Raw genomic sequence first — 13,894 nt, 5'->3', positions numbered from 1 at the left:
ACCGGGGCGTTCTAGTTCGGGATCAGCTCACGGGCGGGGCCGCCGGTTTCCTGGCCGCGGGCCTGAGCGTAGCCCGGCAGGGCGGGGTTGCGGGCATTGCCGCTGTCGGTGTCCGGGCCGCCGAGCCAGTCCGCCGAACGCGGCGGCGTCAGGATCAAGCCGGTGATCGCCGGGCTCTCGGTCGGGTGCGGGACGGTCCGAGCCTGGGAGGCGCCGGTCAGGGCCGCGATGCTGGCGGCAGATGCGAGAACGACGGCGGAAACGGTCTTGAACATCGTCATGTCGGGTCTCCTGTGGATCCTGCCTGATCCAACAGCGTCAAGCAGGGATGCCGGACAGACGATGTGTTCGGTTGCTTATTCCACGGGCCGCCGAAGAATTCGGACTTCGTATCCGAGATCAGACCATTGAGGGGCAACACGCGAGGCATGCGAGAAAGATTTCGATGCGCGTGTGGAATAATCGGGGCTCGGCCGCGTCCATGCCCCCGTAGCCGGTTCCGAAGCGCGTCCGGCCCGAAACGAAGAGGAGCCCCGCCCATGCCAGGAGACCGGACATGACGGACATGATGCGCCTCATCGAGCCGCTGATTCCGGCGCTGCGCCGCTACGCGCGGGCTCTGCTGCGCAACCCGGCCGATGCCGACGATCTCGTGCAGGATTGCCTGGAGCACGCCGTCGGCCGCTGGCACCAGCGCCGGGCCGATGGCGACGCCCGGACCTGGCTCTTCGCGATCGTCCACAATCTCGCGGTGACGCAGATGCGCAGACGCGCCCGCCGTGGCGCCCACCTGCCGATCGAGGACACCGCGGAGGCCAACCTCGCGGTGGCGCCGACGCAGGAGAGCGGCCTGCGCCACCGGGATCTGATGAGCGCGCTCGACGCCCTGCCGGAAGAGCAGCGCAGCGTCCTCCTGCTGGTGACGGTCGAGGGCCTGTCCTACGCCGAGACCGCCGACATCCTCGCCATCCCGACCGGGACCGTGATGTCCCGCCTTTCCCGGGCGCGGGACCGGATGATCCAACTGATGGACGGCGCCGACGCGACCGTTCCGGCCAAGCGCCCGCTCCTGCGGAGGGTGAAATGACCATGCGTCCGATCGGCGAAGACGATCTCCAGGGCCTCGTGGATGAGCGGCTCGAGGCTGCCCGGCAGCGCGAGGTCGAGGCCTTTCTCGACGACCATCCCGAGGCGCGGGCACGGGTCGAGCGCCTGATCGCCCTGCGCGCCGAGATGCGCGCCGCCTTCGCGCCTGTCGCGGCCGAGCCGGTGCCGGCCCGGCTGAACCTGGCGCGGATCGTCGAGGCGCGCCGCCATCCATCTCGTCCGGCGTGGCACGCGATGGCGGCCGGGCTTCTGCTCCTCATCGGGGGGGCGGGAGGCTGGGGCCTGCGCGAGGCGGTCTCGCCGGCGCCGACCGGCATCGAGGCCCTGGCCCAGTCGGCGAGCATGAACTACGCGGTCTATGCCCCCGACCACACCCGTCCGGTCGAGCTGGCAGCCACCAACCGGGACGAGATCGCGGGCTGGTTCTCGGCCCGGCTCAAACGGCCGGTCGGCGTGCCGGACCTGAGCGGCGCCGGCTACCGCCTCATGGGCGGGCGCCTCGTCGCCACGCCCCAGGGGCCGGCCGGGCTCCTGATGTACGATGACGGCCACGGCGCGCGCTTCGTGATGCTGATGCGGCCCATGTCGGTGCCCGGCGATGCGCCGATGCGGCCCTACGCGACGGCGTCCGCGAACGGCTACGCCTGGGCCCAGGACGGGCTCGGCTACAGCCTCGTCGGAGCCGCCGATCCCGCAATCCTGCACCCCCTCGCCGATACGATCCGGCGCGCCACCGCGAAGGCCATCTGAAGGTCCGCCATGTCCATCCTGAACGACCTCACGGGCGCCGATCCGGGCTTGACCCCACGCGCCGTCCTCCTCCGGCTCGGCGCCATCGGGGGCCTCGTCGCCGGCACCGCCGGGGCCTTCGCCGCCGTCGGCGGCTGGCTCTCGCCGGGCGCGCTGGACCAGGCGCGGATCGTCGACCGCTTCGAGCGGGTCAACGGCCCGCATCCGGGATTCCGGCGCAACCATGCCAAGGGGCTCTGCCTCGCCGGCCGCTTCGAGAGCAGCGGCCGGGGGGCGCGCCTGTCGAAGGCGTCGCTGTTCGGCGCCGGGCAGGTCACGCCGGTCACCGGGCGCATCGCGCTGGCGGGCGGCCAGCCTTATGCGGCGGATGCAGCCACCACGGTGCGCAGCCTCGCGCTGCGATTCCACCTGCCCAACGGCGAGGAATGGCGCACCGGTAACAACGACATCCCGGTCTTCCCGGTCCGCACCCCGGAGGCGTTCTACGAACAGCTCCTCGCCGCCAAACCGGACCCGGGCACGGGCAAGCCGAACCCCGACGCGCTGAAGGCGTTCTTCGCGGGGCATCCCGAGAGCGCGAAGGCGGCCGCCCTGATCAAGGCGCGGACGATCACCGCCGGGTTCGCCGACGACACCTTCCGCAGCCTCAACGCCTTCCGGTTCGTCGCCCGGGACGGCACGGAGACGCCCGTGCGCTGGGCGTTCGTGCCGGATCAGGCCGCCACGGCCGAGAGCGCGGCCCAGAGCGCACGGGCGGACAAGAATGTCCTGTTCGACGCCTTCGCGTCCGCGGTCCGTCGAGCGCCGGTGCGCTGGCACCTCGTCGCCACGCTCGGCGAAACGGGCGATCCCACGGCGGACGCGACACTGGTCTGGCCGACCGACCGCGCGACCGTCGATCTCGGGAGCGTCGTCGTCACCGCCACGGAGGCGGAGGCCGACGGCAATTGCCGCGACGTCAATTTCGACCCCCTGGTCCTGCCCGCCGGCATCGTGGGCTCGGACGATCCGCTGCTCAGTGCCCGCTCGGCGGCTTATTCCCAATCCTTCACCCGCCGCGCCGGCGAGCCGAAGACGCCCAGCGCCGTCCACGACACCCCCGCGTCAGGAGCCGGATTGTGAGCCCCACCGCACATTTCAATCGGCCGGCCCGGCTGCTGCACTGGACCATGGCGGGCCTGATCCTCGCGATGCTGTTCATCGGCGTGGCGATGGTGACCTCGCTGGCGCATTATCAGGCCCTCGTGGCTTTGCACCGCCCCCTCGGGATCGGCATCCTGGTCCTGGCTGTACTGCGCCTCGCCAACCGCTGGCGCCATCCGCCGCCGGACCTGCCGGCCGACCTTCCGGGCTGGCAGCGGCAGGCGGCGCATGCCTCCCATATCCTGCTCTATGGGCTGATGCTCGGACTGCCGCTGATCGGCTGGGCGATGCTGTCGGCGGCCGGGTATCCGATCGGACTCGCCGGCGCGCTGGTGCTTCCGCCGATTCTGCCGCGCGATCCCGGCCTCTATGCCTGGCTCCGCCCGCTGCATACGGTCCTGGCCTACGCCCTTTTCGGCCTCATCCTGGCCCATCTCGGGGCGGCTTTGATGCACGGGCTGATCCGCCGGGACGGTGTCTTCGCCAGCATGGCCCTGCGCCTGACGCCATCCCGGTCGCGATAAGCACGACGCCTGAGCAGCACGACCCCCGATCAGCACGACCGCAATGAACACGCCACAGAATACGAGGCGAGGCCGGATGGACCACACCGCAACGGGTCGGGTGCTCATCGCCGGGGGCGGCATCGCGGGTCTGGCCACCCGGCGGGCGCTGCACAGGCACGGCATTCCGACGCTGACCCTGGAACGGCGCGACGAGCCGGCCGATGCGGGCCTCGCCATCAACCTGCCGGGGAACGCGGTCCAGGCCCTCGCGCAGCTCGGCCTGGGCGATGCCCTGCGCACGGTGGGTTCGCCGGTGCGGCGACGCGAGTACCGCACCGAGAGCGGACGCCTCCTCTTCGCCGTCGACGAGGCGGCGTTCTGGGGAGACGAGATGCGTCCGCATTGCCTGCGCCGCGCCGACCTTCTGCGCCTGCTGGCGCGCGACCTTCCCCCGGCCGATCTCCGGCTCGGCTTCGACATCGGCGCGGTGCGGCCGGAGCCGCAGGGCGTCACGGTCGACGGTCGGGACGGCAAGGTCGAGACCGGAGGGCTCCTGGTGGGCGCCGACGGGGTGCATTCCCGGGTACGACGCGACGTGTTCGGCGATGCCGCGCTCGGCGCGGCGATGCTGGCACCGGCGAGTTGGCGCTTCATGGCGCCGAACCCGGGCCTCGACGCCTGGACGCTGTGGGCCGGATCGGGCGGGTTGTTCCTGATGATCCCGGTCGATCGGAATGAGGTCTACGGCTGGATCTCGATCTCGGGGGCTTCCGCGTCCGGCCAAGCGCCGAGTACGAATCCGGGGCCGGACCTGGCCGCCTCCCGTGCTCGCTTCGCGTCGTTCCCGCGCCTCGTGCGCGACACCCTCGAGGCGGTCCTGGCCCGGCCGGGCGCGCTCTATCACTCACCTTTGGAGGAGGTTCGGATTGCGCATTGGACCCGGGACCGCGTGGTGCTGGTGGGCGACGCCGCGCACGCGACCGCGCCGGTCTGGGCCCAGGGCGCCGCCCTCGGTCTCGAGGATGCGCTGGTGCTCGCCGCGCTGCTGGCCGAGCGGACGGAGTGGAACACGGTGGGCGCGGCCTACGAGGCCCTGCGCCGGCCCCGCGTGGCCCATGTCCAGGCCATGACCGACCGGCTGTCGCGCACCGCCCGGCTGCCCGGATGGGCCCGGAACCTGCTGCTCCCGGTCATCGGGCCGCGCAGCTACCGGGCCACCTACCAACCCCTGCGCATCCCGGTCCCGGCCTGAAGACCGCGCGCGAACGCTGGCGGTTCGGACCCGTCGATCCCGGCCGTCGATGTCTCCCGGGGGACGGGCTCACGCGGCGATCAGGCTCTCGACCATCTCCTGAACGTTCAGCGCTTCGGCGAAGGTGGCGAGGGGATGCGGCTCGCCGTGCGCCATCCGGACGACGCCGTCCAGTTGACCCCGAAGGGCGATCAGCCGGGCGCGATCGTTGGGTAACGCGTCCTCCGCAGCTACGAAATGCCCGTCCGGTCCCATCCGCTCGGCGATGGACCAGTCGCGCAGGCGAATGGTGCCGGCGTCGCCTTCCAGGGTCCAGGTGTTGTGGTCGGCGAGGTCCGTTCCGCCGACTTGGCCTCGAAGGCGGACCGGGACGCCGCCCGCCGACAGCGTCGCCTCGATCGCCCGCTCCGCCCGACCGGCCTGCGGGAAGTCGGCATGACCCTCCAGCGATGCCAAAGGGCCGAGGAGACGCCGGGCCAGGAACAGGAAGTGCGAGATGACCTCGCGCGTGAAACCGCCCTCGGCGCGTGCATCGAGCCAGTTCACCGCATCCGCCTGCCAGGGCCGGGGCCATTGCGCGAAGGCGACCGCGATGGTGAGGCGGCGCGGCGTCCCGACGACACCCTCGGCGATCCAGCGCACGAGCGTGGCGACGGCCGGCGCGGCGGCAAACGGGAAATTGACCGCGCCCCGGATGTCGGCCTCATCCACGAAGCGGCGCGCCTCCGCCACATCGACGGCCAGCGGCTTCTCCAGGAAGAGGCTCCGGCCGGCCGCCGCGGCCCGGCGCGCATAGCCAAGATGCGAGGCGGGCGGCGAGGCCACGTAGACGCAGGCGCTGGCCGCGATGAGCGCATCCGCATCCGCCAGCCTCGGAACCGCCGGATATCGGGCGGCAATGCGCGCGAACGCCGCTTCGGACGGGTCCCAGATCCCGGCGACCCGCACGGACCCGGCATCCGGATCGGCATCCGGACCGGACAAAACGCCGAGCATACGCTCGCCCATGATGCCGGCGCCGATGATTCCGAGGGCAAGGGTGTCGCGCGTCATAGGCGAAAGGCTTTCAGGGATGAGGGTTGCGGAGACGAGGTCTTCGGGCCGCAGGCGCCAGCGCCCGGGAGGCTTCCGATTCACGTCACGGAGGCGGTCGCGATGCGCAGTTCGGCGCCGGCTTCGGAGAGGCGCTGCAATTCCTCCGCCGGCTCGTGCGAATCCGTGACCAGGGTCCAGTTCCGGGGGAGCGGCGCCCAGGCGGTCTGCTCCGCCCGACCGAGCTTGCTCGCATCGGCCAGCACGATCACCTCGCGGGCCTGCCGCATCATGAGCGATTTGAGCGTGACCTGATCCAGGCTGGCCTCGCACAAGCCGCGCCCCGCCACGACGCCGTCCGCGCTCAGGATCGCGCGATCGGCCGTCATCAAGCGCAGCGCTTCGACCGCGAGCGGTCCGATGGTGCTCATGCTGGTGGCCCGCAGCGCCCCCCCCAGCACCACGAGGTCGAGCCCCGGTGCCTCTGTGAGGAAGGGCAGGAGCGCCAGGTTGTTGGTGATGATCCGAAGCCGCCGCGTGGCGAGAAGCTGGCCGAAGGCGGCCACGGTCGAGCCGGCATCGAGGATCAGCGTGTCGCCATCCGCCACCAGGTCGAGGGCGGCCCGCGCGATCGCCCGCTTCTCGGCGCCGTTCACCGCGAGCCGCTCGGCCAGCGTGGTTTCCGGCGGGCGCCTCGCCAGGATCGCGCCGCCATAAGTCCGGCGCACGGCGCGGATGGCCGAGAGGTGCTGAAGGTCGCGCCGCACCGTCGAGGCGGAGACGTTCAGGCGCAGGGCGACCTCGTCGACGTCGATCTCGCCGACGCTCAGGGCCTCCAGCAGCAGGTTCCGGCGCTCCTGGCTGCGCATCGACATGGGGCGGTCCTCCGGCCTTCGGTCCCGCGTCATGGCTGAGCCCGGCGGCGCTGGCCAGGAGGTTTCAGCCATCCCCGCCGGAAAGCCTCGTGTCTCAGGCGGCTTGCGCCTTCGGAGCGAGGTCGACGGCCTGACGCAAGGCCTCTATCAGGCTGCGCTCGTCGGCGATGCCGGTCCCGGCGATGTCGAAGGCGGTGCCGTGGTCGACGGAGGTGCGGATCACCGGCAGCCCCACGGTGATGTTCACGCCGGCCTCGAGGCCCAGCACCTTGATCGGGCCGTGACCCTGATCGTGGTACATCGCCACCACCATGTCGTAATCGCCACGTCCGGCCAGGAAGAACAGGGTGTCGGCCGGCAGCGGGCCGCGCACGTCCCAGCCCTTGGCGCGGCAGGCCTCGATCGCCGGCGTGATCTTGGCCGCTTCCTCGCCCCGGCCGAACAGGCCGTTCTCGCCGGCGTGCGGATTGATCGCGCAGACGCCGATCTTGGGGTTGGCGATCCCGGCCTTGACCAGGACGCCGTGGCCGCGTGCGATCACGCGCTCGACCAGGCCGGGCTCGATCTTCGCGATGGCGTCGATGAGCCCGATATGCGTCGTGACGTGGATGACCCGGAGCTTGGGCGAAACCAGCATCATCGAGACTTCGGGCGTACCCGTGAGATGCGCGAGCAATTCGGTATGGCCCGGAAACTTGTGACCGGCTGCGTGGAGGGCCTCCTTGGAGAGCGGCGCGGTGCAGATGCCCTGGGCCTGCCCGGCCTGGACTACCTCGACGGCCTTCTCGATGTAGCGGTAGGCCGCCTCGCCCGCGACCGGGGAGACCTGGCCGAACGGCAGGTCGGCGGGGACGACCTGGAGGTTCAGGCACTGAACCGCCGTCTTCTGGAAGTCCGCCGCGCCGGCATCGGACAGGGACTCGACGGACATGCCGGTGCCGACGATCCGGCCGGCCTGCCGGAGACGTTCGGCATCGCCGATCACCAGGGGCCGGCACAGGGCCCGGACATCCGCGTGCGCCAGCGCCTTCATGATGATCTCCGGGCCGATGCCGGCGGGATCGCCCATGGTGATCGCGATGGTCGGACGGGTCATGAGAAGCTTCCTTGGGTTCGGACGGCGCGCAGGCGCTCGCTGATACGGATGAGGCTCTCGGCGTCGCCGAAGGCGCCGGCCTTCGTGGCGACGGGAATCGAGAGACGGCCCAGGGTCAGGCCGAGGGAAACGCCGGGTTCGATCTCGTCGACGAGGCGAATCCCGTCGATGCCGAAGCGGGCGAGGAGCGCGGCGGCGGTCTCGCCGCCGGTCGCCGCGACGGCGCCGATCCGCGTCGCGATCGGATCGAGGGCCTCGGCGAGCGCCCGCGCAAGGCGCGGTCCGAGGCTCATGTCGAGGGCGTCGCCGATGGCGATCTCCACCAGGGCGTCGTCCCCCGCCGCGATTACGGCGGCGACGCGGGCGGCCAGATCGGCCCGGCCGGCCAGATCGCCGAGCAGCGTATCGGGCGAGACCGGCAGATGGACGACGTGGTCTTGCGCCGCAAGCCTTCGCATGGCCGCGCGCGAGGCCGCCGCGAGCGACCCGACGACGATCAGGCTGCCGGATCGGCTCGGGGGGATGTGGACCGCCCCCGTCGGGGCGGGCGCAAGGGTGTCCGCGAGAGCGTGGGCCAGCCCGGCGCTGCCGATGAAGAAGGGAACCGGCGCCACGGCAAGGCTCGCCGCCGCGATCCGCGCCAGATCCCCGTCCGTCTCGGCATCGCAGATCGCCACGCCCGGTCCGCCCTCGGCAATGCAGGCGAGACGGGACGCGAGATCGGGGCTGCGGATGGCGGAGAGCGGAACCAGCGTCGTCTCGATCTCGGCCGTGCCCAGCACGAAGCCTAAATTGGCACTGGCGTAGGTGTGGTCCCGGCGCCAGACCTCGGCATCCTCCAAGGGACGTCCGGCGACATGGACGTGGCCCGCCAGCGTGGTTCGGCCCGTCGCCGGGAAGGCGGGGGCGCAGATCCCGAAGGCCGCACCGGTCCGTTCCATCAGGTGGGCCATCGTGGCGGCGGTCTCGGCGGCGGGTTGTCCGCGAAGCGTCGAATCGATCTTCTTGAACAGAACCCTGTCCGGTTCGAGCCAGCGTTCGAGGAGGCCGCGATGGCGCTCGGCGGCGTCGGACGCGGACAGACCGCGGCTGTCCGCGTCGTAGGCGAGCACCGGCAGGGGCCTGGCGTCATCCGGGAGGACATCGCCCGAGGTGGTGATGTCCCAGGTCACCGCGGCCGCGAGGCCGCGGCGCCCGAACGCGATGGCGCAATCCGCGGCGCCGGTCAGGTCATCGGCGAGAATGAGCCAGCGGCCGGACATCGTCAGCGGCCGGCAACGGTCGGCGCAGCGGCGGAATCTGTAGCCTCCTCGGCGCCAACCACTTCGGGATCGCCGAAGCGCCGCGACACCCAGGCGGTGAGGATCGGAACCAGGATCGCCGTGACGACGACGCAGGCGGCCACCAGGATGGTCGCCGGCCCGGCCGCATCGGCATAGGCCGGGTTGGCGGAGGCGACGATCGCCGGCACCGCCGCCGCGTTGCCCGCCGTCGAGGCCGCGGCGACGCCCGCGACGCCGGTCCCCCCGGTCAGGCGATCGGCGAAGAACAGCGGGATGCCGGTGAAGACCACCACGGCGACCCCCATGGCGAGGCCGAGCAGGCCGGCCTGCCAGACCTTCGACAGGTCGAGGCCCGCCCCGAGCGCGAAGGCGAAGAACGGGATCATCACGGGAATCGCCCGGCTGAGGAAGGCTCGCATCTCACGGTCGAGGTTGCCGATGATCATGCCGACGAGCAGCGGCAGGATCGCGCCGACAAGCGTCTGCCAGGGGAAGGCCGAGAGCCCCGCCACCCCGAGAGTCACCATGGTGAGGAACGGCCCGCTCTCCAGCGACATCACGGTGTAGGCGCCGACGTCCCGCGGGCGCCCGTACTGGCCCATCAACGCCATATAGAGCCCGCCATTGGTGTCGTTCATCGCGGCGACGATGGCGAGGGTCGACAGCCCCGCGAACATGCCGGCCGCCACCGGCGCTTCGCCGAGCACCTGCCCGAAGATCAGGCCGAGGATCATGGCGATGCCGACCTTGACGATCAGCAGGGTGCCGCCCTTCTTCATGATGTAAGGCGTCGCGCGGAAATCGATGCTGGCGCCCATGCAGACGTAGAAGACCGCCAGGATCGTCAGAGCGCCGGAAAACAGCGCTCCGGTGAACGATCCGAACAGCTTCGGCGTGCCGGGAAAGAACGTGGCGATCAGGGCGCCGGCCAGCAACGGCACGACCATCATGCCGCCAGGCACGGATTCGATGGTCCGTTTGATCGGGATCTGCATGTCGGACGATCTCCCTGCGCATTTTGCGCAATTTTGATTCTGACTTCATCCCGGATCTGCCGAACAATCGGCAACGAACACGTTTCCTCCCGGAACAACGTCGATCATCTGCGCATTTTGCGCAGTTCGTCAATGAGATTGCGCAAGTCGCGCACAAATGGCGGGGTCGGGACAGGCACGGCGGGCGCAAGTGACGGGTCCAGCAATGCGGCGGAGGCCAGCGCGCGTCCGGTGGCGTCACGCCAGGTGCGGCCTCGAACCTCCTACGCGAGATGGCGGAGCGATGGCTTCGCACAGGGGACCTTCGCCCGGCGAACGGCCGCGCTGCGCGTGTCGGGACTGTCGGATTCGTGGATGCCGATCGAGAACCGCCCCGTCGATCGGATGGTCGCGTCGGAGCCGATCCGGCAGGGCGGGACGGCGCTCTTCGTCTGATCTGAGAGACGGGCGGCGTTCGCAAGGCTTGAACGGCGTACCCTGGCGGCGCCGGCACGCTTGTCCAGCCAGCGCCGCGCGCCTGTTTCGACGCGGCGCGCGCTCGGCGCGCGACGGAGTCAGCGCGTCACGTAGACCTGCGTGCCCACCGAGACGCGCTCGTACAAGTCGGTGATGTCCTGGTTGTACATGCGGATACAGCCGTAGGAGGCGTAAGTGCCGATGGAATTCGGCCGGTTGGTGCCGTGGATGGCGTACTCGCCGCCCGCGAGGGTCATGGCGGCGACTCCCATGGGATTGGACGGCGATCCACCGGCGATCACTGAGGGCAGACGCGGGTTGTCGCGCTTGACCTCGCGCGGCGGCGACCAGGCCGGCTCGACATACTTGCCGTCGATCTGGGTGGCGCCGCTCCACTGTTTGCCGGGCTTGCCGACGGCCACCGGATAGCGAATCGCGGTGCCGTCGCCGTTGACGAGATAGAGGCGGCGCTCCGAGGTGCGGACGATGATCGAGCCGGGCATCACGCCTTCATGAAAGGCGACGACCTCGCGCGCCTGGGCCGAAGCCGCCAGGAAGTTTGCTTCCCCGCCGTTCACCCCGAGGACCGCCCCTGCGAGCGCCAAAACCCATCTGCCCTGCCGAACCATGACCCGTGCCTTCCGAAAGCGTGACCGTTTGCCCGATCATCAATCGCGCATCCAAGGTCTCGTTCCGGTAAAGCGAAGTGCTGAGCGTGCCGTATGACCCAGAAATCAGCAAGCGCGGTAAAGTCCCGCGACCACAATCAAGCTAAATCCGAGTGTTCATCTTCAGACTTCGTTGACTCTGTTGATCCAAACGGTCCTTAGCGCTCGATCAGGGTCATGCCGGATGCGAGCCGCTGCTGCCAGCCGTGACGGACAAGCTCCGGGTCTTCGTGCTCCTCGACCGGAAACCCGACGCAGAGATAGGCCACGAGGCTCCAGGCACAGGGAACGTCCAGCGTTTTGCAGACGGCTCCAGGCTCGAGGATCGAGACCCAGCCGACTCCCAGTCCATGGGCGCGGGCTGCGAGCCAGAAGGTCTGGACGGCGGTGACGACGGAGTAGCGCAGCATCTCCGGCATGGTCGCCCGCCCGAGGCCGTGGCCGGTCACCGTGGCCTCGTCGCAGAACACCGCGAGGTGCACCGGCGCTTCCCGCAGGCCCGCGAGCTTCAGCCGCACATAGGCCTCGCGCTGCTCCGCCTGATAGGCTTCGGCCGCGGCCGCGTTGCACCGCTCGAAACTTGCGATCACCGCGGCGCGGCGGTCCGCATCGCTGACGCGGACGAAGCGCCAGGGCTGGCTGTTCCCGACCGAGGGGCTGAAGGCCGCCAGGTCGAGGCAGCGCTGCAGCAGCGTCTCGTCCACCGGGTCGGTCCGAAAGCGGCGCACGTCGCGGCGCCAGGCGAACAAGGTCGTGAGCGTCTCACGAAAATCGGCATCGAAGCTGGCCACGATCCGTCCCCGCGGTACATTTCAGTCTTCTTAGCCGGACTTTGCCGCCGCGGCAGAAGATTTTCGTCGCGGCGCGGGCTTCGCAGGCAAACTTCAAAAAAAGGGCCGCGCTCCGAAGAGGCGGCCTGAAGTCCTTGGGTCTCGAAACCTCTGGAATGTCGGTCCCGTGGACCCGGGCGCCGGCCGAGGAGCTGGGGAGCCGTGAAGATCGGACGCCGCACCGGCACGGGATCGACGAAGTTTCGGCCACAGGTATCGGCGCTCATCAAGGCCGACCCTGGGCCTGACGGAGGCAATCGTGATGATGGGTCTTGCCGGCGCCCGGCCGAATCGCCGCCCTTGCGGGTGGGAAGGCACGGCACCATGATGAGGGATCAATCCCCGGACAGGAGCGACGATGAGCGAAACAACCGGTGCCGATCCGCGATTGCCCGAGCCTGCCGCCCGGGTCATCCCCTTCCCGAACGTGCCGGTCACCCCTCAGATCGCCTTCGACCGTGCCGAGCTGCGCGTGATCTTCAATCTCTACGGCCGGATGGTGTCGCAGGGGGAATGGCGCGACTACGCCCTCGATTTCCGCCGCGACAAGGCGGTGTTCTCGATCTATCGGCGCAGCTCGGAGATGCCACTGTACCGGGTCGAGAAGGACCCGAAGCTAGCCCGGCGTCAGGGCGCCTACGCGGTGGTGGCAGCCTCCGGGCTGGTGATGAAGCGTGGCACCGATCTCGCCCGGGTGTTGGCCGTGCTGGAGCCGCCCCTGCGCGCGGTGTGACGCGGGGGACGATACACCGAGGGCAAGGGGCGCTGCTCCCCAGACGTTGTCAGCCGGACCAACCCGTTCGACATGAAAAAGGCCCCGGCGGTGTCCCGCCGGGGCCTTTTCTTCGTTGGAGATTCGGTTCGCTTAGCGGCGGTCGCCGAGGAGCGAGAGCAGCATCTGGAACATGTTGATGAAGTCCAGGTACAGCGTCAGGGCACCGTTGACCGAAAGCTTGGCCGCACCCTCGGCATCGGCGCCGCTATAGAGGAACATCTCCTTGAGCTTCTGCGTGTCGTAGGCGGTGAGGCCTGCGAAGATCAGGACGCCGATCACCGAGATTGCGAACTGAAGCGCCGAAGAGGCGAGGAAGATGTTCACCAGCGAGGCGATGATGAGGCCGATCAGGCCCATCACCAGGAACGAGCCCATGCCCGACAGGCTGCGCTTGGTGGTGTAGCCGTAGAGGCTGAGACCGCCGAACGTCGCCGCCGTGATGAAGAACACCCGCACCACGCTGGCGCCCGTGAACACGAGCAGAAGCGAGGACATCGAGGCGCCCATCACCGCTGCGAAGGCGAAGAAGGTCAGGCGCGCCGAGGAGGCGGACATCCGGTCCATCCGCATCGAGAAGATGAAGATGAAGGCGAGCGGCGCCAGCATCACGACCCACTTCAGCGGGCTGGTGTAGAGCAGCTGGCCGAACGGCGTCAGGGCAAGACCGCCGGCCGCCGTCTGCGCGACGGCGGCCATGTTGAGGCCCAGCGCCACGAGACCCGAGATCCCGAGACCAACGACCATGTTATTGTAAACGCCGAGCATGAAGCTGCGCAGGCCCTGGTCGATCTCGACCTGGCTGCCGGCGTACCCGGTCGGCTGAGCGCCGTACCGGAAGGGGCTGTTATCGAATGCCATGGGAGTTTCCCTTGGAAGCTCTCTCAGCGTGTGATTTCGGAAGGAGGCTCACGCACAGGACCTCTGGCACCCTGCGGCGCCTCAGGACGAAATATGTTCGGTCACGCTGCCCTGCACAAGGGGCCAGCCAAGGCTGAAAGGGCTGAATCGCACCCGCCTGTGCTGCTATTTTCCTACTTTCGTCGGGGATTAAATCCGTCCGTCGACAGGTGAGGATTGAACGAGGCCCGGTTAACCAAGGCACAGTGCCCCGGTCTGGTCTTCGGAA

At 69.7% G+C, this 13,894-nt stretch carries 15 protein-coding genes; 6 read left to right on the top strand and 9 right to left on the bottom strand.

The window, feature by feature from the left end; translation table 11 throughout:
• Positions 1-11: 11 nt before the first annotated feature.
• Positions 12-275, bottom strand: a complete 264-nt coding sequence (locus tag J7U37_RS12300) for a hypothetical protein (protein ID WP_247635939.1) — start codon at positions 273-275, stop codon at positions 12-14.
• A 281-nt stretch (positions 276-556) separates the two neighbouring features.
• On the opposite strand from J7U37_RS12300, the gene J7U37_RS12295 reads away from it, so the two are divergent.
• The 5 genes from J7U37_RS12295 to J7U37_RS12275 all read left to right on the top strand — a co-directional run bounded on the left by J7U37_RS12295 (position 557) and on the right by J7U37_RS12275 (position 4,758).
• On the top strand, positions 557-1,087 hold the full coding sequence (locus J7U37_RS12295; protein WP_056188831.1) for a sigma-70 family RNA polymerase sigma factor: 531 nt from the start codon (positions 557-559) through the stop codon (positions 1,085-1,087).
• A complete protein-coding gene (locus J7U37_RS12290) occupies positions 1,084-1,857 on the top strand; it encodes an anti-sigma factor (RefSeq protein ID WP_247635901.1) in 774 nt (257 codons plus the stop codon). The genes J7U37_RS12295 and J7U37_RS12290 overlap by 4 nt, the downstream gene beginning before the upstream one ends.
• 9 nt (positions 1,858-1,866) lie before the next feature.
• On the top strand, positions 1,867-2,979 hold the full coding sequence (locus J7U37_RS12285; RefSeq protein ID WP_247635900.1) for a catalase family peroxidase: 1,113 nt from the start codon (positions 1,867-1,869) through the stop codon (positions 2,977-2,979).
• Complete coding sequence (locus J7U37_RS12280) at positions 2,976-3,524, top strand: cytochrome b/b6 domain-containing protein (RefSeq protein WP_247635899.1); 549 nt, start codon at positions 2,976-2,978, stop codon at positions 3,522-3,524. Before J7U37_RS12285 ends, J7U37_RS12280 begins: the two co-directional genes overlap by 4 nt.
• 76 nt (positions 3,525-3,600) lie before the next feature.
• On the top strand, positions 3,601-4,758 hold the full coding sequence (locus J7U37_RS12275; protein ID WP_247635898.1) for an FAD-dependent monooxygenase: 1,158 nt from the start codon (positions 3,601-3,603) through the stop codon (positions 4,756-4,758).
• A 69-nt stretch (positions 4,759-4,827) separates the two neighbouring features.
• Here J7U37_RS12275 and J7U37_RS12270 read toward each other — a convergent pair whose 3' ends face one another.
• The 7 genes from J7U37_RS12270 to bluB all read right to left on the bottom strand — a co-directional run bounded on the left by J7U37_RS12270 (position 4,828) and on the right by bluB (position 11,954).
• Positions 4,828-5,811 (bottom strand): Gfo/Idh/MocA family oxidoreductase, encoded by a 984-nt coding sequence (locus J7U37_RS12270; RefSeq protein ID WP_247635897.1) that lies wholly within the window; start codon positions 5,809-5,811, stop codon positions 4,828-4,830.
• A gap of 80 nt (positions 5,812-5,891) precedes the next feature.
• A complete protein-coding gene (locus tag J7U37_RS12265; RefSeq protein WP_247635896.1) occupies positions 5,892-6,665 on the bottom strand; it encodes a DeoR/GlpR family DNA-binding transcription regulator in 774 nt (257 codons plus the stop codon).
• 94 nt (positions 6,666-6,759) lie between these two features.
• On the bottom strand, positions 6,760-7,761 hold the full coding sequence (pdxA, locus tag J7U37_RS12260) for a 4-hydroxythreonine-4-phosphate dehydrogenase PdxA (protein ID WP_247635895.1): 1,002 nt from the start codon (positions 7,759-7,761) through the stop codon (positions 6,760-6,762).
• Complete coding sequence (locus J7U37_RS12255) at positions 7,758-9,023, bottom strand: four-carbon acid sugar kinase family protein (RefSeq protein ID WP_247635894.1); 1,266 nt, start codon at positions 9,021-9,023, stop codon at positions 7,758-7,760. Before J7U37_RS12255 ends, pdxA begins: the two co-directional genes overlap by 4 nt.
• Positions 9,024-9,025: 2 nt before the next feature.
• Positions 9,026-10,039 (bottom strand): 2-keto-3-deoxygluconate permease, encoded by a 1,014-nt coding sequence (locus J7U37_RS12250; RefSeq protein WP_282103801.1) that lies wholly within the window; start codon positions 10,037-10,039, stop codon positions 9,026-9,028.
• A 554-nt stretch (positions 10,040-10,593) separates the two neighbouring features.
• Positions 10,594-11,124, bottom strand: coding sequence for a L,D-transpeptidase (locus J7U37_RS12245; protein ID WP_247635893.1), 531 nt, complete (start codon positions 11,122-11,124; stop codon positions 10,594-10,596).
• Between the two features lie 197 nt (positions 11,125-11,321).
• A complete protein-coding gene (bluB, locus tag J7U37_RS12240) occupies positions 11,322-11,954 on the bottom strand; it encodes a 5,6-dimethylbenzimidazole synthase (protein WP_244477030.1) in 633 nt (210 codons plus the stop codon).
• Positions 11,955-12,351: 397 nt separating this feature from the next.
• Here bluB and J7U37_RS12235 point away from each other — a divergent pair, with 397 nt between their 5' ends.
• Positions 12,352-12,726 (top strand): DUF2794 domain-containing protein, encoded by a 375-nt coding sequence (locus tag J7U37_RS12235; RefSeq protein ID WP_056188858.1) that lies wholly within the window; start codon positions 12,352-12,354, stop codon positions 12,724-12,726.
• 132 nt (positions 12,727-12,858) lie between these two features.
• Here the strand turns inward: J7U37_RS12235 and J7U37_RS12230 are convergent, their stop codons facing one another.
• Positions 12,859-13,626: a Bax inhibitor-1/YccA family protein gene (locus tag J7U37_RS12230; RefSeq protein ID WP_056188862.1), complete on the bottom strand. Its 768-nt coding sequence runs from the start codon at positions 13,624-13,626 to the stop codon at positions 12,859-12,861.
• Between the last annotated feature and the right edge of the window lie 268 nt (positions 13,627-13,894).

It is taken from the genome of Methylobacterium sp. 37f (assembly GCF_023093475.1).
Taxonomy (GTDB): domain Bacteria; phylum Pseudomonadota; class Alphaproteobacteria; order Rhizobiales; family Beijerinckiaceae; genus Methylobacterium.
Note: the sequence above shows the minus strand (reverse complement) of the source record. Positions and strands in the feature narration are given on the sequence as shown.

Bases quoted from the DNA above. Each gene is read 5' to 3' on its own strand.
- J7U37_RS12300 (WP_247635939.1), bottom strand. From the start codon at position 275: ATGTTCAAGACCGTTTCCGCCGTCGTTCTCGCATCTGCCGCCAGCATC.
- J7U37_RS12295 (WP_056188831.1), top strand. From the start codon at position 557: ATGACGGACATGATGCGCCTCATCGAGCCGCTGATTCCGGCGCTGCGC.
- J7U37_RS12290 (WP_247635901.1), top strand. From the start codon at position 1,084: ATGACCATGCGTCCGATCGGCGAAGACGATCTCCAGGGCCTCGTGGAT.
- J7U37_RS12285 (WP_247635900.1), top strand. From the start codon at position 1,867: ATGTCCATCCTGAACGACCTCACGGGCGCCGATCCGGGCTTGACCCCA.
- J7U37_RS12275 (WP_247635898.1), top strand. From the start codon at position 3,601: ATGGACCACACCGCAACGGGTCGGGTGCTCATCGCCGGGGGCGGCATC.
- J7U37_RS12270 (WP_247635897.1), bottom strand. From the start codon at position 5,811: ATGACGCGCGACACCCTTGCCCTCGGAATCATCGGCGCCGGCATCATG.
- J7U37_RS12265 (WP_247635896.1), bottom strand. From the start codon at position 6,665: ATGTCGATGCGCAGCCAGGAGCGCCGGAACCTGCTGCTGGAGGCCCTG.
- pdxA (WP_247635895.1), bottom strand. From the start codon at position 7,761: ATGACCCGTCCGACCATCGCGATCACCATGGGCGATCCCGCCGGCATC.
- J7U37_RS12255 (WP_247635894.1), bottom strand. From the start codon at position 9,023: ATGTCCGGCCGCTGGCTCATTCTCGCCGATGACCTGACCGGCGCCGCG.
- J7U37_RS12250 (WP_282103801.1), bottom strand. From the start codon at position 10,039: ATGCAGATCCCGATCAAACGGACCATCGAATCCGTGCCTGGCGGCATG.
- J7U37_RS12245 (WP_247635893.1), bottom strand. From the start codon at position 11,124: ATGGTTCGGCAGGGCAGATGGGTTTTGGCGCTCGCAGGGGCGGTCCTC.
- J7U37_RS12235 (WP_056188858.1), top strand. From the start codon at position 12,352: ATGAGCGAAACAACCGGTGCCGATCCGCGATTGCCCGAGCCTGCCGCC.
- J7U37_RS12230 (WP_056188862.1), bottom strand. From the start codon at position 13,626: ATGGCATTCGATAACAGCCCCTTCCGGTACGGCGCTCAGCCGACCGGG.